At 58.9% G+C, this 24,565-nt stretch carries 24 protein-coding genes and 1 pseudogene; 16 read left to right on the top strand and 9 right to left on the bottom strand.

Going from position 1 to position 24,565, the window contains the following annotated elements; all coding sequences use genetic code 11:
* The first annotated feature begins 8 nt into the window (after positions 1-8).
* From ACR0DX_RS08170 to ACR0DX_RS08180, 3 genes are read left to right on the top strand one after another with little or no spacing between them, the layout of a single operon-like run.
* The gene (locus ACR0DX_RS08170; protein WP_170352493.1) at positions 9-689 is read left to right on the top strand and encodes a molecular chaperone DjiA; all 681 of its coding nucleotides are present in this window, start codon (positions 9-11) and stop codon (positions 687-689) included.
* A 5-nt stretch (positions 690-694) separates the two neighbouring features.
* Complete coding sequence (locus ACR0DX_RS08175; RefSeq protein WP_480845732.1) at positions 695-1,693, top strand: endonuclease/exonuclease/phosphatase family protein; 999 nt, start codon at positions 695-697, stop codon at positions 1,691-1,693.
* A gap of 37 nt (positions 1,694-1,730) precedes the next feature.
* Positions 1,731-2,102 (top strand): hypothetical protein, encoded by a 372-nt coding sequence (locus tag ACR0DX_RS08180; RefSeq protein WP_170352495.1) that lies wholly within the window; start codon positions 1,731-1,733, stop codon positions 2,100-2,102.
* A gap of 3 nt (positions 2,103-2,105) precedes the next feature.
* On the opposite strand, the gene ACR0DX_RS08185 is transcribed toward ACR0DX_RS08180, so the two are convergent.
* The 5 genes from ACR0DX_RS08185 to ACR0DX_RS08205 all read right to left on the bottom strand — a co-directional run bounded on the left by ACR0DX_RS08185 (position 2,106) and on the right by ACR0DX_RS08205 (position 7,893).
* Complete coding sequence (locus ACR0DX_RS08185; protein ID WP_170352496.1) at positions 2,106-3,650, bottom strand: Ppx/GppA family phosphatase; 1,545 nt, start codon at positions 3,648-3,650, stop codon at positions 2,106-2,108.
* A gap of 49 nt (positions 3,651-3,699) precedes the next feature.
* Positions 3,700-4,389 (bottom strand): P-loop NTPase family protein, encoded by a 690-nt coding sequence (locus ACR0DX_RS08190; RefSeq protein ID WP_170724339.1) that lies wholly within the window; start codon positions 4,387-4,389, stop codon positions 3,700-3,702.
* A complete protein-coding gene (locus ACR0DX_RS08195; protein WP_170352498.1) occupies positions 4,390-5,463 on the bottom strand; it encodes an AI-2E family transporter in 1,074 nt (357 codons plus the stop codon).
* Positions 5,464-5,554: 91 nt separating this feature from the next.
* Positions 5,555-6,529, bottom strand: coding sequence for an isopenicillin N synthase family oxygenase (locus ACR0DX_RS08200; protein WP_170352499.1), 975 nt, complete (start codon positions 6,527-6,529; stop codon positions 5,555-5,557).
* Positions 6,529-7,893, bottom strand: coding sequence for an FAD-dependent oxidoreductase (locus tag ACR0DX_RS08205; protein WP_480845736.1), 1,365 nt, complete (start codon positions 7,891-7,893; stop codon positions 6,529-6,531). The genes ACR0DX_RS08200 and ACR0DX_RS08205 overlap by 1 nt, the downstream gene beginning before the upstream one ends.
* A gap of 167 nt (positions 7,894-8,060) precedes the next feature.
* On the opposite strand from ACR0DX_RS08205, the gene proS reads away from it, so the two are divergent.
* Positions 8,061-9,401 (top strand): proline--tRNA ligase, encoded by a 1,341-nt coding sequence (gene proS / locus ACR0DX_RS08210; RefSeq protein WP_170352501.1) that lies wholly within the window; start codon positions 8,061-8,063, stop codon positions 9,399-9,401.
* Entirely contained in the window at positions 9,385-10,275 is an 891-nt protein-coding gene (locus ACR0DX_RS08215) for a glycosyltransferase family 2 protein (RefSeq protein ID WP_170352502.1), read from the top strand. Before proS ends, ACR0DX_RS08215 begins: the two co-directional genes overlap by 17 nt.
* Here the strand turns inward: ACR0DX_RS08215 and ACR0DX_RS08220 are convergent.
* Complete coding sequence (locus ACR0DX_RS08220) at positions 10,272-10,628, bottom strand: hypothetical protein (RefSeq protein ID WP_170352503.1); 357 nt, start codon at positions 10,626-10,628, stop codon at positions 10,272-10,274. The two genes, ACR0DX_RS08215 and ACR0DX_RS08220, sit on opposite strands and share 4 nt — an antisense overlap.
* A 324-nt stretch (positions 10,629-10,952) precedes the next feature.
* Here ACR0DX_RS08220 and ACR0DX_RS08225 point away from each other — a divergent pair.
* The 3 genes and pseudogenes from ACR0DX_RS08225 to ACR0DX_RS08235 form a co-directional block, all read left to right on the top strand.
* Positions 10,953-11,942: pseudogene (locus tag ACR0DX_RS08225) on the top strand (DUF6492 family protein); the annotation flags it as partial.
* Positions 11,943-12,007: 65 nt separating this feature from the next.
* A complete protein-coding gene (locus ACR0DX_RS08230; protein WP_170352505.1) occupies positions 12,008-13,303 on the top strand; it encodes a lipoprotein-releasing ABC transporter permease subunit in 1,296 nt (431 codons plus the stop codon).
* Positions 13,296-13,982 (top strand): ABC transporter ATP-binding protein, encoded by a 687-nt coding sequence (locus tag ACR0DX_RS08235; protein ID WP_170352506.1) that lies wholly within the window; start codon positions 13,296-13,298, stop codon positions 13,980-13,982. The genes ACR0DX_RS08230 and ACR0DX_RS08235 overlap by 8 nt, the downstream gene beginning before the upstream one ends.
* Here the strand turns inward: ACR0DX_RS08235 and ACR0DX_RS08240 are convergent.
* A complete protein-coding gene (locus ACR0DX_RS08240; RefSeq protein ID WP_170352507.1) occupies positions 13,966-14,403 on the bottom strand; it encodes a DMT family transporter in 438 nt (145 codons plus the stop codon). The genes ACR0DX_RS08235 and ACR0DX_RS08240 overlap by 17 nt on opposite strands.
* A 92-nt stretch (positions 14,404-14,495) precedes the next feature.
* Here ACR0DX_RS08240 and ACR0DX_RS08245 point away from each other — a divergent pair, with 92 nt between their 5' ends.
* Positions 14,496-14,897, top strand: coding sequence for a c-type cytochrome (locus tag ACR0DX_RS08245; protein ID WP_170352508.1), 402 nt, complete (start codon positions 14,496-14,498; stop codon positions 14,895-14,897).
* 2 nt (positions 14,898-14,899) lie between these two features.
* Here the strand turns inward: ACR0DX_RS08245 and ACR0DX_RS08250 are convergent, their stop codons facing one another.
* Together ACR0DX_RS08250 and ACR0DX_RS08255 are read right to left on the bottom strand one after the other, a co-directional pair.
* Positions 14,900-15,586, bottom strand: a complete 687-nt coding sequence (locus tag ACR0DX_RS08250; protein WP_170352509.1) for a hypothetical protein — start codon at positions 15,584-15,586, stop codon at positions 14,900-14,902.
* Between the two features lie 41 nt (positions 15,587-15,627).
* Positions 15,628-16,290: a DNA-3-methyladenine glycosylase I gene (locus tag ACR0DX_RS08255; RefSeq protein WP_170724338.1), complete on the bottom strand. Its 663-nt coding sequence runs from the start codon at positions 16,288-16,290 to the stop codon at positions 15,628-15,630.
* Between the two features lie 390 nt (positions 16,291-16,680).
* Between ACR0DX_RS08255 and ACR0DX_RS08260 the strand changes: the two genes are divergently transcribed.
* From ACR0DX_RS08260 to ACR0DX_RS08290, 7 genes are all read left to right on the top strand, one after another.
* Positions 16,681-17,631: an ABC transporter substrate-binding protein gene (locus tag ACR0DX_RS08260; RefSeq protein ID WP_170352511.1), complete on the top strand. Its 951-nt coding sequence runs from the start codon at positions 16,681-16,683 to the stop codon at positions 17,629-17,631.
* Between the two features lie 10 nt (positions 17,632-17,641).
* Entirely contained in the window at positions 17,642-18,691 is a 1,050-nt protein-coding gene (locus ACR0DX_RS08265) for a betaine/proline/choline family ABC transporter ATP-binding protein (protein WP_170352512.1), read from the top strand.
* Entirely contained in the window at positions 18,688-20,748 is a 2,061-nt protein-coding gene (locus tag ACR0DX_RS08270) for an ABC transporter permease subunit (RefSeq protein ID WP_170352513.1), read from the top strand. The genes ACR0DX_RS08265 and ACR0DX_RS08270 overlap by 4 nt, the downstream gene beginning before the upstream one ends.
* A 102-nt stretch (positions 20,749-20,850) precedes the next feature.
* The gene (locus ACR0DX_RS08275; protein WP_170352514.1) at positions 20,851-21,516 is read left to right on the top strand and encodes an NnrU family protein; all 666 of its coding nucleotides are present in this window, start codon (positions 20,851-20,853) and stop codon (positions 21,514-21,516) included.
* Between the two features lie 71 nt (positions 21,517-21,587).
* Positions 21,588-22,109, top strand: a complete 522-nt coding sequence (locus ACR0DX_RS08280) for a DUF2478 domain-containing protein (RefSeq protein ID WP_170352515.1) — start codon at positions 21,588-21,590, stop codon at positions 22,107-22,109.
* A 399-nt stretch (positions 22,110-22,508) separates the two neighbouring features.
* Positions 22,509-23,375, top strand: a complete 867-nt coding sequence (locus ACR0DX_RS08285) for a bifunctional DNA primase/polymerase (RefSeq protein ID WP_480845743.1) — start codon at positions 22,509-22,511, stop codon at positions 23,373-23,375.
* The gene (locus ACR0DX_RS08290) at positions 23,372-24,547 is read left to right on the top strand and encodes an AAA family ATPase (RefSeq protein ID WP_480845745.1); all 1,176 of its coding nucleotides are present in this window, start codon (positions 23,372-23,374) and stop codon (positions 24,545-24,547) included. Before ACR0DX_RS08285 ends, ACR0DX_RS08290 begins: the two co-directional genes overlap by 4 nt.
* Positions 24,548-24,565: the final 18 nt, after the last annotated feature.

Here is a 24,565-nt window from a genome sequence, read left to right on the forward strand (position 1 = left end):
GTGCGCTCATGTCGATCTGGACTCGCATATCCGATGCGCTAAGCGCGCTTGCTAAGGGCGAAAGCCTGACTGCTGTTTTCGAAAAGCTGCGTACGCCGCCTGAACGGTCGGTGGCCTTTACGATCGCAGTGATCGCGCTGGGCGCCAAGATGGCCAAGGCCGATGGGCAAGTAACCCGCGATGAAGTCACCGCATTTCGTGATGTCTTTCAGATCGCGCGCGAAGATGAGGCAGACGCCGCCCGTGTGTTCGACATGGCCCGAACCGACGTTGCGGGGTATCAGGAATATGCCCGCAAGATCGCGGGGATGTTTGCCGATGACAGCACCACCTTCTGCGACCTGATGGAGGGGCTGTTCCACATCGCCATGGCGGATGGGTTCTACCATCCCAACGAAAACGAGTTTCTGGAAGAGGTCAGCCGCATCTTTGGCCAGACCGAGGCGCAGTTTCTGGCCTTGCGCGCGCGGTTTGTTCCGGATGCGCCTAATGATCCCTACATTGTGTTGGGTGTTCCGCGAGATATGCCATTACTTGATATCCGAAAGGTCTGGCGGCAATTGGTGCGCGAAACCCATCCCGACGCGATGATGGCGCGTGGCGTCCCCGAAGAGGCGATCCGACTGGCCGAGAAAAAGATGATCGACATCAACCGCGCATGGGATGAGATCAACGGCGCTCGGGCCTGACCGCAATGCGGCTGGCGACCTACAATATCGAGTGGTTCGCCAATCTTTTTGATCGTCAGGACAAGCTGATTGTCGACGACAGTTGGTCCGGCAGGCACAACATCACCAAAGCGGAACAGGTTGAGGCGATTGCCAAAGTTTTGACGGCCGTAGATGCGGACGCGATGCTCATAGTCGAAGCGCCTAACACCGGTAAGACCCAGAACACCGTGCGCGCGTTGCAGCGCTTTGCCGAGGCATTTGATCTGCGCACCAGTCACGCGGTGATGGGTTTTGCCAACGACACGCATCAAGAACTGTCGCTGATGTATGACCCGATGGCCATGACCGTAAATCACGACCCGAAAGGGACGGGTGACAAGAACGCCCCTCGGTTTGACGGCGTGTTTCATATTGACCTCGACATCGACGCGACCGAAGACCGCGTTCGGTTCTCAAAGCCTCCGATGGAGCTATTGGTGCGAACACCGGCGGGTGGGCGCTTTCGTCTGATCGGCGCGCATCTGAAGTCAAAAGCCCCTCATGGGGCCGAAAGCCGGGACGAGGCTATACGAATCTCGATCGCCAATCGACGCAAGCAATTGGCTCAGGCGGTGTGGCTGTCGCGACGGGTAGGGGCCCATTTAGACGCGGCAGAACCCGTGATCCTGATGGGCGATCTGAACGATGGACCGGGGTTGGATGAGTTTGAAAACCTGTTCGGTCGATCCTCGGTCGAGATTTTGTTGCAGGCGGGCCTGTTCGACCCTCACGCGGTCGAGGCCTATGCGGATCAACCGGGTAGTTTGTTTTCGACGGCGCGCTTTGCACGCCCGACCGAAGGTGAGTATCTTGAGGCTCTGCTGGACTACATCATGATCAGCGAGGAATTGCGGGCGTGCAGTCCGCAATGGCGCATCTGGCATCCTGTTCATGACCCGGCCTGCCTGGCTGTGAAGGACTTGCATCAAGCGCTTTTGACCGCATCCGATCATTTCCCTGTCACACTGGATATTGATCTGTGACCTTACATGACCGGCCTGATGGCTCTATATTACCAGTATGAGACATTTCATCACGATCTGCGCGATTTCCGCAGCCTTGACCCAACCGGTCCACGCTGAAGATGACAGCGGCCCGTCGCTGATGGAGCAAGGCGCCGAACTGTTCTTTGAAGGGCTGCGAAAGGAAATGGAACCAGCGTTCGATGAATTGCTGGGGCTGGCTGATCAGTTTGGACCAGCGATGCAGTCCTTCATGGCCGAGATGGGGCCAGCGCTTGCGGATCTGGCTGCCGAGATCGAGGACTGGAGCACCTATGAGGTCCCGGAAATCCTGCCCAATGGTGATATCATTATCCGCAAAAAGCCCGAAACACCCGAAATCGAACCGGTACAGCCGCAGGACGCGCCGGAAGGTGAGATTGATATCTAAGGCTTAGCCTTTGATCACGACGCGGGTTTCCGACCTCAGTGCAGACGCCAGTGAATTCAGGCGCGCTTGGGCCACTTCGCTGAATAGCGAGGCAACGGTTTCAGGCAAAAACAGTTCAAGCTGTCGCTTTTTGGGATAAAAGCGCAACTTACCCATCGTGGCGTCGTTCTGCATCCAAAGCATCGCGCCGAACCGCATGGCTTTGCCCAGAATCTCGGCCTGTTTCTGGCCGCTTTCATCCAACAGCTCATAAAGCGGCGCAAACCGGTTATCTTCGCGCTTGTTGCGGTATCGGTGCTGCAGGGCAAGCCCGATGAAGACCCGCTCGGAGTGTTTTAGGCCCCCCAAATTGGCGCGTGTGACATAGTCAAAGCAGGTCTCGGCCCGGTAGTCTGGATGCGCGCGCCAACTTACATCATGCAGCAGGCAAGCCGCCTTGATCAGACGCACCCGTGCGTCGGGGGCGGATTTGAACAAGGGCATCACGAAGTCAAACAAGTGTTTGCTGAACCCGGGCAAGCGGGCATCTTTCGCCTCATAAAATCGACTGGCTTCGATCAATGGATCGCGGTCGCGCAGGATTTGTGGCATTTGTTCATATAGCAAGCCTTCACGGATGCCATAGCTTGAGATCGCGATATCCTTAGGTTTGAACGTCCGCACCAACCGGGCCAGTACATCCATCGCAAAGGGCATCAACGCCATACGAGAGCCAGACACACCAGCAAGGCTTCGCAGCTTGTCCGGGTCGCCCTTTTCAATGAATTTTATAGTCTCGTGAACCTGCTTGGTGGTCATGCGGTATTCGTGCAGCACGTTCAGCGGATAGCCCCGGCGCAACATGTCCAACCGTGCAAAAGCACGCCAACTGCCACCGACCAGAAACAGCCGGTCACGCTGCGGGCCCATTTGATCGCGCAGCTCTTCCATCGTGGCTTTGATATGTGCTTTGCGCGCCCGTCGCCCACCTTTGATATCGCGCAGCTTGAGCGGACCAAGAGCCGAAGTCACGCGGCGGCCCACATCGCCGCCTCCGATCTCGGCCAGTTCCATCGAAGACCCGCCGATGTCGCAGATCAAGCCATAGGCTCCGGGCCAGCCCAACAGGACGCCTTGCGCAGACAGGCGCGCCTCTTCACCGCCGTCGATAACCGAGACGGTCAGGCCAGTTTCGGCATACACCTCTTTGCAGAAGGCAGGCCCATCTGTGGCTTCGCGCACCGCAGCCGTCGCGACAACATGCAGGCCCGGCAGCCCCAAATCCTGGGCCAGTTGTGCAAACCGACGCAGGGCAGCCAATGCGCGTTCCCGTCCCCGTGGGTTCAGACGCCCGGTCTCGGACAGGCCTGCGCCCAGTTCGCACATAACTTTTTCGTTGTAGAAATAGGCTGGCGACCGTGCTGCACCGTCAAAGATAACCATTCGGACCGAGTTCGATCCAACGTCGACCACTCCGACACGCGAAAGGGCGCGGGCCTCGGGGTTGTCGAATAGCGGTTTTCCGAAAGGCCCCCAGTCGGGGATGTCTGTGTCGACGGTCTGATCCATGTCTCTTCCAGATATTCCGTGCTTAGAATGCGAAATCGTCGGGTTTGGGTCAATCGTCAGATGCGACCTCACCTACGTCCGAGTTCAGGACACGCACAGCCAGCGAGCGGGTGATGTCACGTTTTTCAGTCAAAGCCACCAAATCCAACTGCGCGACAACATTTGCGGCTGTCTCGAACCTACGATCCATGTGTTTCACAAGGTAGGATATCACCTCGGGGCCCGGGTTAAGCTGTCTGTCCAGAAACAGTTTAGCCAGAACAGCCCCCAAAAGGGCGTCGTCTGGCGGGTCCAGTGCTACGTGGTGTGCCCCCTCGATCCGGCTTTGAAGGTCAGGCAGCGGCAGTTCCCAGAACTTCGGAGCCATGCGCCCTGTCATCAACAGAGCGTTGCCTTCCGCCAGCGTCAAGTTGTGCAAATGGAACAACGTCTTTTGGAGGTCGGGGTCACCGGCGATCATCGGCACGTCTTCCACAGCAATCGGCGTGCTGGCCAGTGCGGGTACATCGTCATAGCGAAGATCACGGGCCTGAATAATCCGGCCTCCGGTCTCAGCCGCCCAGACATGGGCCAGGTGAGTCTTTCCCGCGCCCGCCGGGCCGCTTAGTACCAGTTTGTTGCCGGGCCACGAGGTCGCTGAAATCATTGCCACCGCCAGCGCATTGGCAGGCGAGACAAAGAAATCCTCGCGGCCCAAGGCGGTTTTGGCCGGCAGGTCAAAGCTCAGTTGGCGGGGCATTTATTCGTCGTCCTGTTGAAGCCCTTCAAGGCCCGTATACAAGCGGCTGTCCAGATAAAGCGAAGTCATGAACCGGGCCACAACACCCAGTGCCGCCGCGACCGGAACCGCCACCAGCATCCCGACAAATCCGAACATGGCGCCAAATACCGATAACGCCAGCAAAAGCCAGACCGGGTGCAAACCTACCGAGCTGCCGACCAGCTTGGGGGTCAGGAAATTGCCCTCGGTCACTTGTCCCAGCGCGAAGATCCCGGCGACCAGCCCGATCTGCGCCCAGTCGCCCCAGAACTGAAACAGGGCCAGCCCGATTGCCAGCGATCCACCGATCAGTGCGCCCAGATAGGGGATGAAGGTCACGAGCCCGGCGATAAAGCCCACGATCAGGCCAAACTGCAGGCCCACCGCCATCAGCGCCACGGCATAATAGGTGCCAAGGATCAGGCAGACCGTCCCCATGCCGCGCACGAACGAGGCCAAAACGGCGTCAATCTCGCTGGCCAGGCGCTTTATGGTGGGGGCGTGGTCGCGGGGCAACAGCTCTCCGACACGGGCGATCATACGGTCCCAGTCCAACAGCAAATAGACAGCGACAACGGGGACGATCACCAGCAGTACCACCACATTGATCGCGGATCCCAGCGAGGCCGCCACCGATTGCAGGACATCCCCGGTTTTGGATTGCAGCGTCTCGCCCAGCGAGACAAGGAATTGGTGCGAGCTGGATTCGCGGTCCAGCAGCGAGGGGAATTGTTGCTCGACAAACCCGCGCAGCTGTTTGATCAGGCTGGGCATGAACTCGACAAGGTCGATCAGCTGCGTGACCAGCGCGGGCACGACCATCAGGATCATCAGGACAAAGCCCAGAACTCCGACAACGGTTATAATCGCGGTTGCCGCCATGCGTGACAGCCCCAGATTTTCCAGCCGGTCGGCAACCGGGTCAAGGAAATAGGCAATCGCGCCGCCAATTACGAAAGGTAAAAGCACATCGCCTAGCGCCCACATCAGGAACACGAAGACAACAGCGGCAATGCCCCAGTATCTGAGTTGGTCCTTCACTGGCAGCGCCATGCCCGTCCCCTTGTTGCCGGTTCTTGCATATGTTCTTGGCGTATGCGGCGCGGCGATGCAAGCGGTTCATGGGGCTGTGGATTTCTGCCCCTCAATCGGCAAGCGTTCCCAGTTCCGGCGTCGCCTCATCGGCATGTTCATCTGGCCAGTTGGTGCGCCATATTTCGGCCGACCAATGGCCGCAATGGACCGAAGGGCGGTCGAATCCGTCCAAAGGCTCCAGCAGCGGACGCACAACAACATCATGACGAGGTACAGCGAAATATGGGAAGGAATAGCGCTCTTGCCCAGATCGGTTGACAACCCGGTGTGGCGTGGATTTCAGGCGTCCACCGGACCAAAGCTCTAGCATGTCACCGATATTCACGACAAACCCGCCGGGAGGGCAGTCCGGCGTTATCCAGCCGCCTTCGCGGGTCTGAACCTCCAGTCCGCCGACGGGGTCGGGGGCGATGATGGTCAGGGCGTCGGTATCCTTGTGCGGGTGGATACCATATCCACCCTCATCCGGTGCCTGCGGAGGATAGTGCAGCAGGGTCATGTTGGTCATTGGATCGACAAATGCGTCTCGCAAGGTGCGAGCGGGCAGGGACAGCCCGACCTCTAGCGCGCCCAGCAGATGATCGGCCACCGCATCCAGTTTCGACCAATAGCCAAGTATCGTGTCGCGCGCGCTATCCACGCCCTTTGGCCAGAGGTTAGGGCCATAAAGTGCGCAGTCCTGCCGGATCGGTGCATCGGGGGCCACGTCATAGTGTAGCTTGTAGCCTTCGTATTTGTCGGCCTTGCCTGATCCGTCATTGGGGGTGAAGAATCCCATGGGGATGTATCCACGATAATTCCCGCGCGTGATGGCCTGATCCCATTTGGTGCTTTCCTCGACCGCAAAGATATCGCGCACGCAAGCGCGCACGGCGTCTACAGTATCGGGGGAAATGCCCGTGCCGGTGATCGATAGAAAACCGATACCGGTGCAGGCGTCCATGATTTGCTTAACGGTGCGAGCATAGTCCGGGTGCGCCGAGTCGCGCAGGGGGGTGATGTCGATGGTCGGGATATGCTGCATCAGTGAATCCGCACGCCCTGACGGTCGAGTTCTTTGTGGACGGGGGCGAGATTCATCGTGTCGACCTCCTGATTGCTTTTCAGCGACAGCGCAGCGGCGATGCCTGCGCCTTGGCCCATGACAGCGCAGCAGGCCATGTTGCGTGTGGCGGCATGGGCCACTTTGTCGGCTCCGTGGGAACGGCCCGCTACCAGCAGCCCTTTGATTCCCTTGGGGAGCATCGAACGATAGGGCACCTGCATGTACCGCCCCGTGGTGGGCAGGATTAGGATGCCATAGCCGTCAATGAATTCGGGGTAGATGCCGATCGTATCTTCGAACCGGCCCTGATGGCGGGCGTCATCCTCGGTCATGTTGTAAATCGCTTCGATCTTGCGGGTGTCGCGGATGCCGATGGTCATTCCGAAATTCCGCAGCCGCGCGTTTTCGCAGCCCGGCATGAAGCGCCGCAGTGCCTCGATGGCCAGCATCGACTGACGGCGGCCCTCGATCTCGCCCCGCGTCAAGCTGTCGGGATCGGTGCCGTCAATCTCGGCCAGATGGATGAGGTTCATATAGGTCAGCTCACCCGTGTCATGCATCGCGCCCCAAGTGCCCGCGATGGTGTTCAGGTGCGGCGGGATCATCCCTGCATCAATCGCCTGCTGGAAAGGCTTGTGAACGAAGGGCGAGAACATGTCGTCTTCTTTGCCTGAGGTCTCGATGTTCCACTCACCGCCGCCGCCCCAGTCCTTGTAGGTCTGCGGATCGGCCTTTACGCCCTCCATGAACGCGCGCTTGTCGACACCGGCCAGATGGAACATGACCGAGGCCGCCATCATATCCTCGCGCGCGGTTTTGTGGGTCGGGGCACCGGCGCGGTGGGCGACATCGGCGTCGCCGGTGGCGTCGATCACCACGCGGGCCAGAATCGCCTCGCGACCCGCTTTGGATTCGGTGATGATGCCGGTGATCCGGTTGCCGTCCATGATCGGGGCCACGAACTGACGGTGCAGCATCGGATGCACACCCGCCTCTTCGACCAGTTTGTCGGCGACCAGCTTGAACCCCTCGCTGTCCAGCTCATAACTCAGCGACTGGCTTTCCGGCACCGCCGCGCCCATGTCCTTGGCGCGGGTTTCGAACTCCATGCCGATCCCACCGGCCTCGACGGTCTGTTCATGGCGATACCATGCGAACCCTTCGACCCCCACGGCGGTGATGTTGCCGCCCATGCAGCCGAACCGGTCGACCAGCGACACCTCGGCCCCGGCGCGCGCGGCGGCCAAAGCGGCGGCCAGCCCGGCGGGGCCAGAGCCCACGACCAGAACATCCGTCTGGTGAACAACAGGAATTTGACGGGCGGGTTCCGAGATTGTCTGCATCGGGGCCTCATGTTTTTACATTCCTGTCACATTTGAAGTTCCTGACTGGCGGGTCAACAAAAAATGCGACGGGCCGGTGGTCGCAAAAACGCCATTGCGTGATTGCCCCCGGCGAGGCTTTGGCATAATCACCTTGCAGCGAAATTTTCACCTTTGAAGGTCCTCCCATGCGCCTGAGCCGTTACTTTCTGCCCGTTCTCAAGGAAAACCCCTCCGAGGCTCAGATCGTCAGCCACCGGCTGATGCTGCGCGCGGGCATGATCAAGCAGGCATCCGCCGGGATTTACTCGTGGCTACCGATGGGCTTCAAAGTACTGCGCAAGCTGGAAAACATCATTCACGAAGAGCAGGCGCGCGCAGGCCATATCGCGATTCAGATGCCGATCATCCAATCGGCGGACCTGTGGCGCGAATCCGGGCGTTACGACGACTATGGTCAGGAAATGCTGCGGATGAAGGACCGGCATGACCGGGATATGTTGTTCACGCCGACTGCCGAGGAACTGGTGACGGATATCTTCCGTGGCCACGTCAACAGCTACAAAGACCTGCCGCTGACCCTGTACCAGATCCAGTGGAAGTTCCGCGATGAAATCCGCCCGCGTTTCGGCGTGATGCGGGGGCGTGAGTTCTATATGAAGGACGGCTATAACTTCGACCTGACCAAAGAGGATGCGCTGCACGCCTATAACCGCCATCTGGTCAGCTACCTGCGCACCTATGAGCGTATGGGCCTGCAAGCCATCCCGATGCGTGCAGATTCCGGCCCCATCGGTGGCGACGACACGCATGAATTCCTTGTGCTGGCAGACACTGGTGAATCCGAGGTCTTCTATGACAGCGCCGTCACCGATCTGAGTTTTGGCGACCGTCAGATCGACTATGATGACCGCGCCCAGTGTCAGGCGATCCTCGAGGAGTTTACCTCGAAATACGCGCGCACCGACGAGACCCATGACGAGGCGCTGTTCAACGAAGTGCCGGAAGAGCGCCGCCGGGTGGCGCGGGGGATCGAAGTAGGGCAGATCTTCTATTTCGGGACCAAATATTCCGAGGCCATGGGCGCGACCGTCCAAGGGCCCGATGGCAAGCCGACCCCCGTTCACATGGGCAGCCACGGCATCGGCGTCAGCCGCCTGATCGGCGCCATCATCGAAGCCAGCCATGACGATAAGGGCATCATCTGGCCCGAAGGCGTAACCCCGTTCCATTGCGGCATCGTGAACCTGAAACAAGGTGACGATGAGGCCGACGCGGCCTGCGAGAAACTCTATGGCGCGCTGACGGCGCTGGGGCTTGAGCCGCTCTATGATGACCGCAGCGAGCGGGCAGGTGGCAAATTCGCCACCATGGACCTGATCGGCCTGCCATGGCGCATCACCGTTGGTCCGCGCGGGTTGAAAAACGGTGTGGTTGAACTGACCTGCCGCCGCACTGGCGAGAGCGAGGAACTCAGCCCCGAGGCCGCCGTCACTAAGATCGCCGAGATCTATGAGCAAATCGGCTGACACTGACGCGCCGCTGATCTCGGTTGTCACGGCGACGCATAACCTGCTGTCCCAAGGGCGGCAGGATAGCTTTCGCGAGGTAATCGCGTGCATGGCCCGCCAGAACTGCTTGAGGGCCGAGCATATTATTCAGGACGGTGCCTCAACGGATGGCACCGTTTCGTTTCTTCAGGACGTCACTGCCAATGCAGAACGGACTCGCGTGATCAGCGAACCGGACCGCAACCTCTATGATGCGATGAACAAGGGGGCAGGGGCCGCGCGTGGTCGATACCTTTTGTTCCTGAACTCGGATGACTCGCTCGCTTCGGATGACATCCTGAACATAGCCGCTGAACGTTTGACCGCGACCCGGCCCGACTTCCTGTTCGGGTCCACCTTGCGCCGGTTCAAGGACGGGACGGAAAGCCGCGAAAAACGCATGTCTCTGACTGCGATCCTTCAGCGTATGCCGTTCTGTCACAACTCGGTCCTGATCCGAAGCAACGTGTTCAAGGCGCTGGGCGGCCATGATCCGCAATTTCGCGTGGCGGCTGATTATGACCTGATGCTGCGCATGATATCTGCCGGGTATCAGGGCGAACGTATGGACGAGCCGATTTCGATGTTCTGGGGGCGCGGTGCAAGCAGTGATACGGATCTGACGGCCCGGGACTATGCGCGCGTTTGGATGAAGTACTACGATAAGCTGAAGGCCGCAGATGGTTTGACCGAGGATGATTTCTGCCGGTTCTACCATCGCGGCCACATGCCCGCGAAACTGGTCCTTGGGCGGTTGATCGAACCGGGAACATGCGCCGGTATCAAAGCGGCGGCGCGCCACAGCTTGTGGAAGGCCACGCGGCGCTCAGTCCAGTTTTGGCGCAGCTTTTAGGCGCCGTTCACCGAAGGTCGGGCGGCCAGCAGGTCTCCGGTTTCACTGTCGCGTGCAACAACTATGGGGCGTCCCATCCGCTGCACCAAGTCGCGGAACTCCAGCCCCAGGAACCTCAGCCCACACACCCGCTTTGCCGTTGCGATGTCGGTAATGCACAGGCGTCCTTGCCGGAAGGCAAGCTGGTAGCCTTTGTCTTTCAGGATGTCTGTCAGGCCATTCCAACTGGCCGCACTGGCAAACAAAGGGCGTATCGCGGCCCTCAGCAATGCCGCTGTTTCGCAATCCAGTTCTGTCGATGCCTGCCGGGCCGAAATCACGCCCGCTTTTTCTTTGTTTAGTCGAATACTCATGAGCGACCCCCGCTCTAAAAATTGTATTCCCCCAAAGTCAGGGTGACAAAGTTTCGAAAAATAATCAAAAAGCGAAATATTATTCCAACGAAAATGTTGCATTTTGAGTTCAGTCAATCACGTGAACCCGGCATTGACTACATAGCTGAAACAGTCGCCGCTGGTCTGTGAACGGTATCACAACCTTTGGTTTTGAGAGGTTCGACTAAATCATCCTTACCTCGAATAGCGGTTTGCCGGAACCGACAACTGATTCGTGGTGTGGTTCGCTTGGACAGGTCGGCAAATGCTGCTAGATGAGCGGAAAAACGCAAAAAGGTCCGCGCGGTGCTGAGTTTCGCAACGGTTGTATATTCTAGGGACTTTCCTTTGCTGGAACTTCAGGCCCTTTCCTTCGCCCGGTTTGTTGATCCGGCGCAGGTCGGGTCGATCCATGTGATCATGAACGACGTTGATGAGGGTGCGTTGCGGCAGCGGATCGAGCCGATTCTACCTGCCTACGGAGCACTGCAAGACAAGGTGCGCGTCCTCAGTGGGGACGATGTTCTACTAGGTGAGGGTCATTGTGCGCGACGCCCGGCGCTGGATCGTGTGCTGATCGAGAACCGCTTTCGCATTCCGCTGATCCGCAAGGGCGGGTGGCGTGGCAACAATGGCTACCGCAATCAACAGATTCTGAAACTGGGAGCGGCGCGGGTCGCGGCCTCCGAGAATATGGTCATTCTGGACACCAAGAACCTGTTTCTGCGCCAGTTTGATGAGGCAGAGATCTTTACGCCCGGCGGCGCGGCGCGCATCCCGTTCATTGACATTGAAAGTGATTTTCACCGCGACTGGCTGCTGCAAAGTTTGGATGCCCTAGGTGCGCCACGGTCTGATCCGGGGCAGATCAAAACGACAACCTTTGCCACGCCGTACCCGGTGCGCCGGTCGCTTGTCCTGTCTCTGCTGGATGAAATCAACGCGCGCTACGGCTCGGTTCAGGCCTTGTTCGCGTCGCGCAGGCGGCCCTCAGAGTTCATGCTGATGAACGCGTTTTGTCTGAAATCCCGCGACGGTTACGCCCCATGGTTCGAAGAGGCGGAGTCTACAGCCATCGGGCTCTGGCCTACCTATTCGACCGAGGTGCTGACGCAGTTGCTGGGACGGCTGGATGACCCGCGCAGTTTGACGCTTGGGTTGCACAACCGTGCCATCGCGAACCTGCCACAGAATCTGCGCGACCGTGTTTTTCACGAGCTTGAGGCGCGCGGCATTTGCAACCGGAACCGGGCCGAGGCCGTTTTGCAGCAAACCGCAGCCCTGTCGGGATAACGCGCGGCTTGACCATTCGGCCAAATGCCGAAAGGGTCACGTCCAACAAAAACACCGGAGCAGGCATGGCCAAGACACCCCCGCCCTTTGCACCTTTTGAATGGAAAATCGCCTGGCGATACCTACGCGCGCGCCGCGCCGAGGGGGGCGTCAGCGTGATGACCTGGATCTCGCTGATCGGGATCACCTTGGCCGTGTTCGCTCTGATCGCTACGTTGGCTGTTCGATCGGGTTTCCGTGCCGAGTTTGTCGGCACCATTCTGGGTGCCAACGCGCATGTGACTGTTTATTCGGCTGGGAATTTTGATGCGCAGGGGCGCGTAGATCGGACCATTGAAAACTACGATCAGGTGGCTGACAGGATCGGGCAGGTGCCGGGCGTTCAACGGGCGGCACCTTTGGTCAAGGGGCAAGTGCTGATCACCAACCGCGACCGCAGCAGCGGTGTCGAAGTTTTTGGGATACAGCCGGACGACTTGTTGGACCTGCCGGGCATCGCCGAAAGCGATCAGGCGGTTGGCGATCTGTCGGAATTCCAAAACGAGGAATTCGTTATTGCGATCGGTTCGGGCGTGGCGCGCAGTATCGGGGCTACAGTAGGGGATACAGTCAAGCTGACCTCGCCTAACGGGGTAAAGACGGCTTTTGGCACCTCGCCCCGCGTCAGCGCCTATCGGGTGGTTTATGTGTTTTCGGCCGGGCGCTATGACATCGACCGCACCCGTGTCTACATGCCGTTCGAACAGGCGCAGACCTTCTTTAACCGTGAAGGCGTGGCCGATGAGATCGAGGTTATGGTGGATGAACCTGAAAATCTCACACCCATTCTGATCCCCATCCTGGAAGCAGCAGGCGAACGCAGTCAGATCTGGACATGGCAGGACGCCTCGGGCGGGTTCCTGCGCGCGCTTGAGGTCGAGGACAATGTGATGTTCATCATCTTGTCGATCCTTGTACTGATTGCGGCGATGAACATCGTCTCGGGTCTGATCATGCTGGTCAAGAACAAGGGGCGAGATATCGGCATCCTACGCACCATTGGCCTCAGCGAAGGCTCGGTCTTGCGCGTATTCTTCATTTGCGGGTCATTTACAGGCATTATCGGCACCACGATGGGTGTGGTGCTGGGTTGCCTGTTTGCGATCTATATCGACCCGATCTTCAGCTTTGTGAATTTTGTCATGGGCGGCGGGGTCTGGGATCCGTCGATCCGGGGCATCTATGCGTTGCCTGCTGAATTGCACCTGTCCGATGTGCTCAAGGCGGTCGGGCTGTCGCTGGGCCTGTCCTTCTTTGTCACCTATTTCCCGGCCCGTCGCGCGGCGCGGCTGAACCCGGTTGAGGCGCTGCGCTATGAGTGATGTGACATTGCGGCTGAACGGCCTGACCAAAACCTATCTGCAAGGCACACCGGGCGAGGTGCAGGTGCTGCGCGGCGTCGATCTGGACCTACGCGCGGGCGAGGCGGTGGCACTGGTGGCGCCCTCTGGGGCGGGCAAGTCGACGCTGCTGCATATTGCCGGTCTGCTGGACACGCCCGACAGCGGCACCGTTGAGATCGCGGGGCAGAGCATCGCAGGCAAAGGCGACCGCACCCGCACCGCGCTGCGGCGGCAGGATGTGGGCTTTGTCTATCAGTTCCACCATCTGCTGCCCGAGTTCACAGCGCTGGAAAACATCACCCTGCCGCAACTGGCCAATGGTGTCTCCGAGAAAGCCGCACAGGACAGGGCGATGGCGCTGCTGGATCGCGTCGGTGTTGCCGCGCGCGCGGATCACCGCCCGGCAGCCCTGTCTGGCGGCGAGCAACAGCGGGTCGCCTTTTGCCGCGCGCTGGCCAACGCGCCGCGCGTATTGTTGGCGGATGAACCGACGGGCAATCTGGACCCCGAGACCTCGGATCAGGTGTTCGATGCGCTGATGGCATTGGTGCGGGACGAGGGGCTCTCGGCCCTGATCGCCACGCACAATATGGATCTGGCCGCGCGGATGGATCGCAAGCTGCGGTTGGATGGGGGCATTCTTAAGCCAGTTGAGTGATCGCCACCCCGGCGGCCATCACGGCAATACCGCCCGCGCGTATCCATGTCAGCGGCGTGACTTGCGCACCGAACAGGCCGAAATGGTCTATGGCAGCGGCGCTGATCAACTGCCCGATCAACACGAAGAACACCGCGTTGCCCACACCGAAATGCGGGGCGACGTGGGTAATTGACAGAACGTAGAAGGCGATAAGCACACCCGCAAGCAGCAGGTGTCTTGGTGCCCCGGCGATTTTCGATAAGGCTCCGAACCCCGGAAATAGCACCATGACGACCGCCGAAGATGCAAAGGCGATGGCGAACAGAACCACTGCGGCGGTCGTAGGGGAACCGATCATCTTGCCCAAAGCCGCGTTCAATGCGGCGAGGATGGGAACTCCGATTCCGGCGGCCAGCATGATGGCTGCGTATTGTGTCATGGCCCGTGTCCTATGGTTTCGTTGATCTGGATCATTGCGCCAAGCTGCCCAACGAGCAAGTCTGCAAATGTCAGTCGTGACAGGAGGATGCGATGATCAGACGGGTACTCGGGCTTGTTTCGATAGGGTTAGCAATGGGGTCTCAGGCCATAGCGCAGGATGTGCAAGAGGGTGCGAAACTGTACCAGCACTATTGCGCGACGTGCCACGGCATTGATGCTACCGGGCAGGGTCCTATGGCCGGGGTGCTGGTGATCCAGCCGACAGATTTGACCACATTGGCCAGCGCGGATGGCACTTTCCCGGTCGCACGTGTTGTCGCGCGGATTGACGGGCGCGATCCCTTGGTCAGTCACGGCAGCCCTATGCCGGTCTACGGGTCATATTTCGATGGTCAGGATACTTCGATGAAAACACCTCAAGGGCAGCCAATTCTAACAAGCCAGCCAATCGTGGACTTAGTGGCGTACCTGCAAACGTTGCAAGCGAAATAGCCTTAACGGCAAATTCCCTCGACCTCAGCATCGGCCCAAGGGATTACCACGTCCCGTTCGCGGCGTTCGCCGGGTAGCGCTGCTAGGTCAAAGTGCTGTCCCAGCATTTCATGCAGCCGTTGAGTGCGCGGTGCTGTAGGATCCAGTGCACGGCAGCAGATGTATTCTTCGACAATAGCGCCCTGCTGCTCGAACCCGTAGGACAGGAAATCGGGCGAGGTCGTCAGATCAAATTGATAAGGATCCGTATTGCCCCCATGCTCGGCCGCTGCACGCAATGGGTGATAGCCCGTGGTTTCCCGGTTCTGCCACTGCCACACGTGGGTCAATTCATGGGCCAGCAACATGGCGGCGATCAGGTCCATCTGTTCCGGAAACTCGGACATATAATCCTCGAGGTACCAGTCTTTCGTGAAGTAGACTTTGTTAAACAACGCGACGGCGGCAGGTTTTGCAGTGACCACGCCTTCCTTGGTTGGCGGCAGGATACGCTCGCGGCAGGCCAGACGCGGACGGTCTTTGCGATAAAAGGTGATCGGCACGACCGGGGCGCCTTCGACCAAACGTACGTTCTTTAGGTCCAGCGTGTTGCCCTGAACAGCGCTTGCAAAGGCGACCTCGTTTTCCGTAAGGGGACGGCCGCACGAGTAAAGAAACAACAAAGACGTCATCAAAATGAGGCGCAACATGTTCCGACCTTAATCCCTGACCTTCAACCTGCAACCTGTTTTCAAACGCTCATAGCCAGAACGCGGCTGATTTCCGTGAGCGAACGCCCGGATTGATCCATCCACGTATTAAAAGCAGCCTGCACAGCGCTCATGGCTTTCTTTGAGGCCGGCGCTTTGTCTACGACGCCTTCGGCAATCAACCGTGCTGTAACATCCTGCGAGAGAATGAAGCTGTCACGGCCTGCAAAGCGCATTGCGATCTGCGCCGAGGTTCCCCCCAAGCGCGCACCACGCTTACGCAGCATCTCAAGCAGACCGACAAAGTCGGTCGAAGGCCAGCCACCCAACACCCGGCCTGCACCACCTTCTTCACGCAGTTCCAGCAGAAAGGCTGCGTTGTCACGCACGGCGGCGATCTTGGTGCCGTTGCGCACGATTCGGGTATCTTGCAAGAGGGTGTCGAACTTTTCGTCGTTCATGAAGGCGCATCGGCCCACGTCAAAACCGTCGAACGCAGCCTCGAACCCGTCCCATTTGGATTCTATCACTTTCCAGCTGAAACCGGCCTGAAATATGCATTTGGTCATCACCGATAGCCAGCGGTCTTCTGGCAGATCCGCCAGTTCTTCAGGGGATTTGGGTGTCTCGAGCTGCGAATTCAGGGCGTCGGCGCCGCCGTGTCGGTCGGCGGCCATCCTAAAGATATCGTCAAAATGGTGCATAGCGGTGTCCTTTCTAATCAGCGTTGCTTGTCAGGCCCGGGGTTTCAAGGCCCCGAATCCAGGGCAAGGCCTAAGCGTTTCGGGAAAAAAGTTGGAAAATTGGAAAGAAACACTCGACAAATCAGGTGATTCTGGTTTGTGATTGACTGGTCAATCAATGTCCGCACCCAGCGAAATGTGAAAACACGTGGGGGCGGGCTTTCGGTGCATGCCGGCAGGCGGGGGACATTTAGGTCGGTCGAGCGTATGATTTCCGCGCTGGACCCAACTGTTTGCTTTCCCTTTCCGGCTTTAATTGTGCATGTTGCGGCATGGTAATGTCGTGAGACAGCCCCCGAGGCGCGTGCTTGTGCCGGAGCGGGCGAAGCAAAAAAGACAGGGAGAATGTCGATGAAAAAACTCAGTGTAAGCCTTTTGGCGATGACCGTTGCGGGCTCGGCTTTTGCGGCCGATATGGGCGCCGTGGATGAACCGATCAAACTGGCGATCAACGAGTGGACTGGTCAGCATGTGACCACCCATGTGGCCGGGGAGATGCTGGAAGCCGCAGGGTACAACGTGGAATATGTCACCGCGGGCATGATGAACCAGTTCCAGGCGCTGGCCGATGGCGACATCGACGCCACGCTTGAGATCTGGTCGTCGAACGTGTCCGACGAATATGCCAAGAAGGTTGATGAAGGCACCGTCGTTGAAATTGGCGATTTGGGTCTGGATGCCAAAGAAGGCATCGCATACCCCGCCCACGTGGCCGATCTGTGCCCGGGCCTGCCCGCTTGGGAAGCCTTGAAAGATTGCGCACAGGTTTTCGCAACCGCTGAAACGCTGCCCGGTGGCCGACTGGTCGACTACCCGGCAGATTGGGGTACGCCCGGCGCGGACCGCATGACTGGTCTGGAACTGCCGTTCAAAGCCGTGCCCGCTGGGTCCGAAGGCGCACTGATCGCCGAACTGCGCGCCTCGACCGAGCGCAAATCGCCGCTGCTGATCACATTCTGGCAACCGCATTGGGCGATGTCGGCCTATGACGTTCAGTTTGTCGAACTTCCCGCCGGTGAAGAGGCGTGCTTTAACGATCCGGCGTGGGGTCCGAACCCGAATGCAGTGAACGACTGCGACTTCTCGCCCTCGCGTATCTTCAAGGCAAGCTGGAGCGGCATGGAAGACAAATGGCCCGCAGCTTATGAAATTCTGACCAACTATCAGCTGGCGGTCGAAGATCAGCAGCCGATGATGGGCGCGATCGACGTCGATGGCGGCAAGGTCGAGGAAGTCGTCGCTGCGTGGATGGCTGAGAACGAAGGTAAGTGGCGTCCGGTCGTTGACGCGGCAACACAGTGAGCCAGCCTAAGTGACGCAAGCTAATACGCCAGCCATTGCCTGCCAGAATCTCTGGCAGGTCTTTGGCCCCGGTGCAGACAAGGCCCTGACCGACGCGCTGTCTCGGTCAGGGAGTGACTCCGACAAAGCCGCCTCCGATCTGCGCGAACGCGGGTTCATCCCTGCCGTGCAGGACGCTAATTTCGAAGTCAAAGAGGGCGAACTTTTCGTTATCATGGGCCTGTCGGGCTCGGGCAAATCGACGCTGATCCGATGCATCTCGCAACTGCTGCCCGGTACGGGCGGTGAAATCCGCGTGGATGGCGAGAACGTCATCGGAGCCTCCAAGAAGGTACTGACCGACCTGCGCCGTAAGAAGCTGGGCATGGTGTTCCAGCATTTCGGTCTTTTCCCCCATATGACCGTCGCCGAAAACGTGGCCTATCCGCTGCGTGTTCAAGGCGTTGGTAAAAAGGAACGTCTGGCCCGCGCGCAAGAGGTGATCTCATTGGTCGGCCTTGAGGGGCGCGAAGACAGCTTCCCACGGCAGCTATCGGGCGGTCAGAGGCAACGTGTGGGCATCGCCCGCAGTCTTGCCGTGAACCCCGACATTTGGTTTTTGGATGAGCCGTTCTCGGCCCTCGATCCCCTGATCCGTCGTCAGTTGCAGGACGAATTCCTGCGCATACAGGCGACGTTGAAGAAATCCATCGTCTTCATTACCCACGATATCCAAGAGGCGCTGAAACTGGCCGACCGGATCGCCATCATGCGCGATGGCAAGATCGTGCAGATCGGCACGCCCACCGATATCGTGCTGCGCCCGGTTGATGACTATGTACGCGAATTCTCGAAAGACGTCGCCAAGGGCCAACACGCCAAGGTTGCCTCGGTCATGCGCGACGAGTCCGAGCGTGGCCCGGACGATCCCGGTCTGACAACCAGTATGACATTGGACGCCGCGCTGGCGCATTGCATGGAGCTGTACGAACCGGTGCCAGTGCGGGATGAGGCGGGCAATATCGTCGGCACGGTTCACCCGTCCGATCTGGCTGCGGCGCTGCAGGTGGATGAGACATGACGGCGATCACGGACATCCCTGCACAGGCGCGCCTGACGATCGGAACCAAGGCGGCACTGATTACTGTTGTCGTCGGCGCGCTGTGTCTGGCGCTTGAGGGTATTGCCCCGTGGCTGGTTAAATGGCCCGCCGCATGGGAGTTGCCGGCGACGCAGTGGGTCGGAGCCTTCCTCGACTGGTTCCTGAACGGCATCAAACCGGCGATGCGGTTGTTTTCCGACCTGATGACCTATCCGATGGATGCGGCGAATTTCGTTCTGGCAAATACGCCATGGCCGATCCTGATTGGGCTTGTCACCGCGCTGGGCTGGTATCTGGGCGGGTTGCCCATGGCGGCGCTGGGGTTCTTCGGCCTCAGCTTCGTGCTGGCCTCGGGCTATTGGGCTGAAAGCATGAACACTCTGGCGCTGGTGGCCGTTTCGGTCCCAGTGGCGCTGGTTGTGGGTGGAGGGATCGGCATTCTGGCCAATGAGATCCCCCGCGTGAAAAATTTTGTTCAGGCCGTGCTGGACGTCATGCAGACCGTGCCGACCTTCGCTTATCTGACGCCTTTGCTGCTGCTCTTTGGTTTTGGCCCGGTGGTGGGTTTGATCGCGTCGGCCGTCTACGCGGCACCGCCCATGGCGCGCAACGTGATGCTGGGCTTGGAACGGGTCGAGCCCGAGATCAAAGAGGCCGCCATCATGTCCGGTGGCACACGGTTCCAGCAGCTGTTTCAGGTGGAAATCCCGGCAGCGGCAACGCAGATCATGGTCGGTGTGAACCAATGCCTGATGGCGGCCTTGTCGATGGTGATCATCGCGGCCGTGATCGGTGGCTTCAACGATATCGGCTGGGAGGTTCTGCTGACCATGCGCAAGGCGCAGTTCGGCGAATCCCTTATGGCCGGTCTTGTGATCGTGGTGTTTGCCGTCGTCATCGACCGTATGAGCGGCACGCTCGCCACCGAACGCAAACGCTATGACCAGCGAGTCGTCTGGGCGGTTCTGGGCTTTACCGTGCTGTTCACTGCGGCCTTCTGGCTGTGGCTGCCGAACCCGTCCGAGCTGACCCTTCTGGATCCGATGGCCGAGGCGATTGACAGCGGCTTGACCGCCTTCACTCAGGCCAACGGTCCGTGGTTAGATGCGCTCAAGAACAACTCGCTGTTCTACGTGCTGCTGCCACTGCGGATTGGTCTCGACCAAGCGGTGCTGCCGTTCACGTGGGGCTTTCAGTGGACGCCCGGGATGAGCTTCGGTCTCTTTGCCGTGGCCGCTGTGATCGCGGCGCTGATGGCATGGCGCGGGCATCTGACCGGAGGGTTGGTTGTGCTGATCCTGATCGGCATGTTGGAAACTGGCATTGCGAATCTTCCATGGCCCTTTGTCCTGACGGGGGCTGCTGCCCTCAGCTATGTCGCGGGTGGTTGGCGACTGGCGGCGCTGTCCGTGGGGCTGCTGTGCACCATCCTTGTCTCGGGCCTGTGGGAGCGCGCCTTGCTGTCGCTTTACCTCAGCGGTGCGGCGGTGTTTTCCTGTGCTGTGGTCGGCGGGCTGATAGGTCTGGCCAGCGCGATTTGGACGCCAGTATGGAAAATCGTCCGCCCGATCTGTGACATGCTGCAAACGATCCCTCTATTCGTGTTCCTGATCCCGGTTCTGATGGTGTTCCAGATCGGAGAGTTCTCGGCCTTCCTGGCGATCTGCGCCTATGCGATCGTGCCGATGATCCGGTACACCCGCCATGGTCTGGTAAACACACCCGAGGAAATGATGGAGGCTGCTATCTCCAGCGGCGCGACCGAGTGGCAGATCATGCGAGACGTGCGCGCGCCCTATGCCGCGCCGACTATCCTGCTGGGGCTGAACCAGACGATCCTCTATGCCTTTGCGATGCTGGTGATCGCTGCGCTGATCGGCACCACCGGTCTGGGTCAGTCGATCTATCTGGCGCTGGGGCAGGCGGATGTGGGGCTTGGTATCTCGGCCGGGGCGGCGATGGCCATTCTGGCGCTGATCGCCGACCGTATGGTGCAGGGCTTTGCCGAGGAACGCCGCAAGGCACTGGGCCTGTAACTCAGGGCGGAGGCGGCGCGACCGCCCCGCCTAATTTGATTTCGAACAAAGACGTTCCCAACCCACAGGGCTAAACCGGGCGCAACACGTTCGGAGACTCTGATGACTAGTTGGGTCCTATTCCTTGCAGCGCTGATCACATTCATGCTTACACACGCTATTCCGGCGCGTCCCGCCTTGCGTGGGCAGTTGATCACAGCGTTGGGGCGCAAGGGATATTTCGCAGCTTTTTCGGCTTTGTCAGTGCTGGTTCTGGGCTGGCTGATTGTCGCGGCCAGTCGTGCGCCTTATGTCGAGGTCATCCCACCTTGGCCTGTTTTCCGCTGGGTGCCATTGTTGGTCATGCCCATCGCCTTGTGGCTGGCCACCGCCGGTGTGGCGATACAGAATCCGTTCTCATTCGGTGGATTGGGTCGACGCCCGTTCGATCCGGAAAAGCCGGGCATTCTGCGCGCCACTCGACATCCGGTGCTGGCGGCGCTGATGCTTTGGGCACTGGCGCATCTGCTGGCCAATGGCAGCCTTTCGCACGTGATCCTGTTTGGCCTGTTTGCCGGGTTCGCGGCGATGGGAATGGCCCTGATTGACCAGCGCAAATCCCGCGAGATGGGCATCGAATGGATTCGCCTGTCCCGTAACACCGCGCGCTTTTCCCTACGCGCCCCGCATCCCTGGCCACCCCTTTGGGTCTGGCTGGTTTCACTTGCCGCATATGCGGTTCTGCTTCACCTGCACGCAGCTGTGATCGGGCTTTCTCCTTTACCTTAGGGTAAAGGAGTGGCCGGAGCGTATCTTGCGTGCTATCTGGAATGTCACAGTTTTACGACGAGGGTCTCTGAATGTACCTGGGCTATGTAACCACCACCGACCGTGGCGCGACCGATCTTTTGCTGGCCGCAGCTGCTGAACAACTGTTGAAATCTGGCGCTCGGCTTGCAGGCGTTGTGCAGACCAACACTGAATGCGTTGACAGCACCAAATGCGATATGGACGTGCGCGTTCTACCCGAAGGTGACACCATCCGCATCTCGCAGTCACTGGGCACGCAATCCCGAGGATGCCGTTTGGACCCCGCCGCGCTGGAACAGGCTGTGGGGTATGTGACCGCGTCGCTTGCCGACAAGCCGCAATTGTTGATCGTCAATAAGTTCGGCAAACATGAGGCTGACGGGCGCGGGTTTCGTCCTTTGATTGCCGAGGCATTGGCGCAGGACATCCCTGTTTTGGTTGGCGTGAACGGTCTGAACATGGAAAAGTTCCAAGAGTTCACGGGCGGCGGAGCAGAAGAAATCACGCCGAAACGCGATGCCATTCTGGAATGGTTTGACCGTATCACAGCGCAACGAGCAGCCGCTGCTTAACGCGGGCTCTTTCATCGTAAAAAACAACGCCTTTGGTATGCCAAGGGCGTTTTTTAATATGAAAACTCGCAACGTCACCCAGAGATTCAACTTCGCGAACGGAGATGATGCGCGCTGCACATCATGCAACCCGTTGCGCTTTTTTACCATCTGAGGAAGATGGTGGGCGACCCTGAACTGGTAGTTTCAAGCTAAATCAATGGCTTGAAGTGTAAACCCCGGCGAAAGCGTCTTATTGTTTTTCAAGGACTTTCACGTGAACTGTCAAACTTTACAGGGCCTCAAGAGAGGAACTGAAGCATGAATCACGCTTGACGATTACAAAAAACCCCCGCCGAGAAAAACGGCGGAGGCATCCAAAAAAAACGATCCCGCAATCCTCTGCCAAAAGGAAGCAAGATGCTGAATAAAAATAGCAAAACCACCACCAAAGCACAAGCGCAACAAGTTTATGACCAGAACAGACAAGCGGCCCTAGATGCTGCAGCTCATGACCTGCGGGTATTCCCCGTTCACGTGACCCACGACCCGAAAAAGCCCGGCAAGAAGAAAGCCAAGGTTCTTGTCAAATCTTGGGTGAAAGACGCCTCGACTGATCCCGTCCAGATTAACAGTTGGTGGGATGAAAACCCTAGTGCGGTTCCGGGGATGCCAACTGGCGATTTTCTTGTGATTGATTTGGATGATCGCGACGGGAAGGACGGTTCCGCTGCATACAAGGCTATGGGTCTCGACCCGGAAGATGCGCTTTTCACTGTAGAAACACCGTCTGGGGGCGAGCACCTTTATTTTGAGAACTCGATTGGTCTCAGCATTTCACAAGACAATATCGCCCCGGGCATCGACACACGCGGAAAAGGCGGCTTCGTGTTTGCCCCCGGTGCCCGGACGGTCTTCGGGGAATACCGAATAAAACGGGGTGATTTGAACTATCTTCAACTTGGTTGTTTGACCGCTGTCCCTCAGCTAATTTTTCATGCACTCACGAAACAGAAATGCGAGAAGGAACAATCTGCACTCGGCGAGTGCGATCTAGACACGATCCGTGATGCACTGAATGTCGTGCCCAATGACCTCTACTATGGCGACTGGATTGAAACCCTAATGGCCGTTCATCACGCAACCGGCGGCGCGGAAGAGGGGCTTGCTCTCGCTCTGGCATGGTCTGCGGGCTACGATGGTTTTTCCATCAAAGAAGTCCAGAGTAAGTGGCGGTCATTCGGCAAATTCGAAGGTAATTCTATCACAAAAAAACACTTTTCATGAAAGCGCGTGAGCATGGTTGGGACGACCCGCTTGCGCTCTTGACTGACGCGGATGTTGAGATTGGCGAGACGACTGATTTGCGGTCCGCTGGGCACGGGTCGCTGGATGCAGAAGCCCGCGAACTATTGGGGCTTCCGCCCTCGCGATTGAAATTTCTGAGCCCGACTGATTGCGAAACCCTGCCTACCCGGAACTATCTTATCAAGGGTCTGCTGGGCGAGGGCGACGTTGCCGCTGTCATTGGCGCACCGGGTGCGGGTAAATCTCTTCTGGCCCCTTATCTGGGCTATGCAATAGCGCAAGGCGCGGAAGTCTTCGGCTGCCGGAACCGACAGGGCGGCGTCTTCTACGTTGCCGCAGAGGATAGCCATGGCATGCGCGCGCGAGTTCAGGCACTCCGAGGTCAATACGGTGATGCCGATGCCTTCAGGTTGGTGGAAGGCGTCTCCGATCTATTGAGCGAAAACAGCGAAGACCTGAAGGCATTGCTGATCGCTGTTGAGGACCGGCGCCCGGTGCTAATTGTGATCGACACGCTCGCTATTGCCTTCCCAGGCTTAGAAGAGAACGAGGCGAAGGCGATGGGCCGAGTCGTTGCTGTAGCCCGTAGCTTGACCCGATGGGGTGCCGCCGTCGTGCTTGTCCACCACGACACCAAGGCCGGCGACGGGCTGCCGCGAGGTCACTCCATCCTGAACGGCGCGTTGGACCTGTCACTGCACCTGAAGCGCAACGGCAAGGTGGTCTGCGTCCGACCGACCAAGAACCGGAACGGCAGCACTGATCAGCAACTGGCCTTTCGCGTTGACACGGTCCAGATGGGAAATGACGATGACGGCGAGCCGGTCTTGACCGCGATCTGCGTGGAGGAGCACGCCACCGAACTGCAAAAGACAGGCAAGCCATTGGCCCGAAGTAAACGTGTCGCACTCGAAATCCTGACAGACTTGCTCCGGTGGCAGAGTAGTGTTTCTGAAGATGAGTGGCGGGCGGCGTGTATCGCCGATCCGAAGTTCTCTGCGGCGGAAACTGATAACGGAAAACGCAAGACATTCCGCGAGGCCCGCGTGGACCTTGCAGACCGAGAATTGATCGCACTTCGCGATCGGGGTTTTGTTCTGACGGAAAATGACCACGGGGCGCAGCCGGAGGACGACCATGAGATCCTGTGAGAGACGGGACTTTCAGGA

Source organism: Ruegeria sp. D3 (assembly GCF_056534465.1).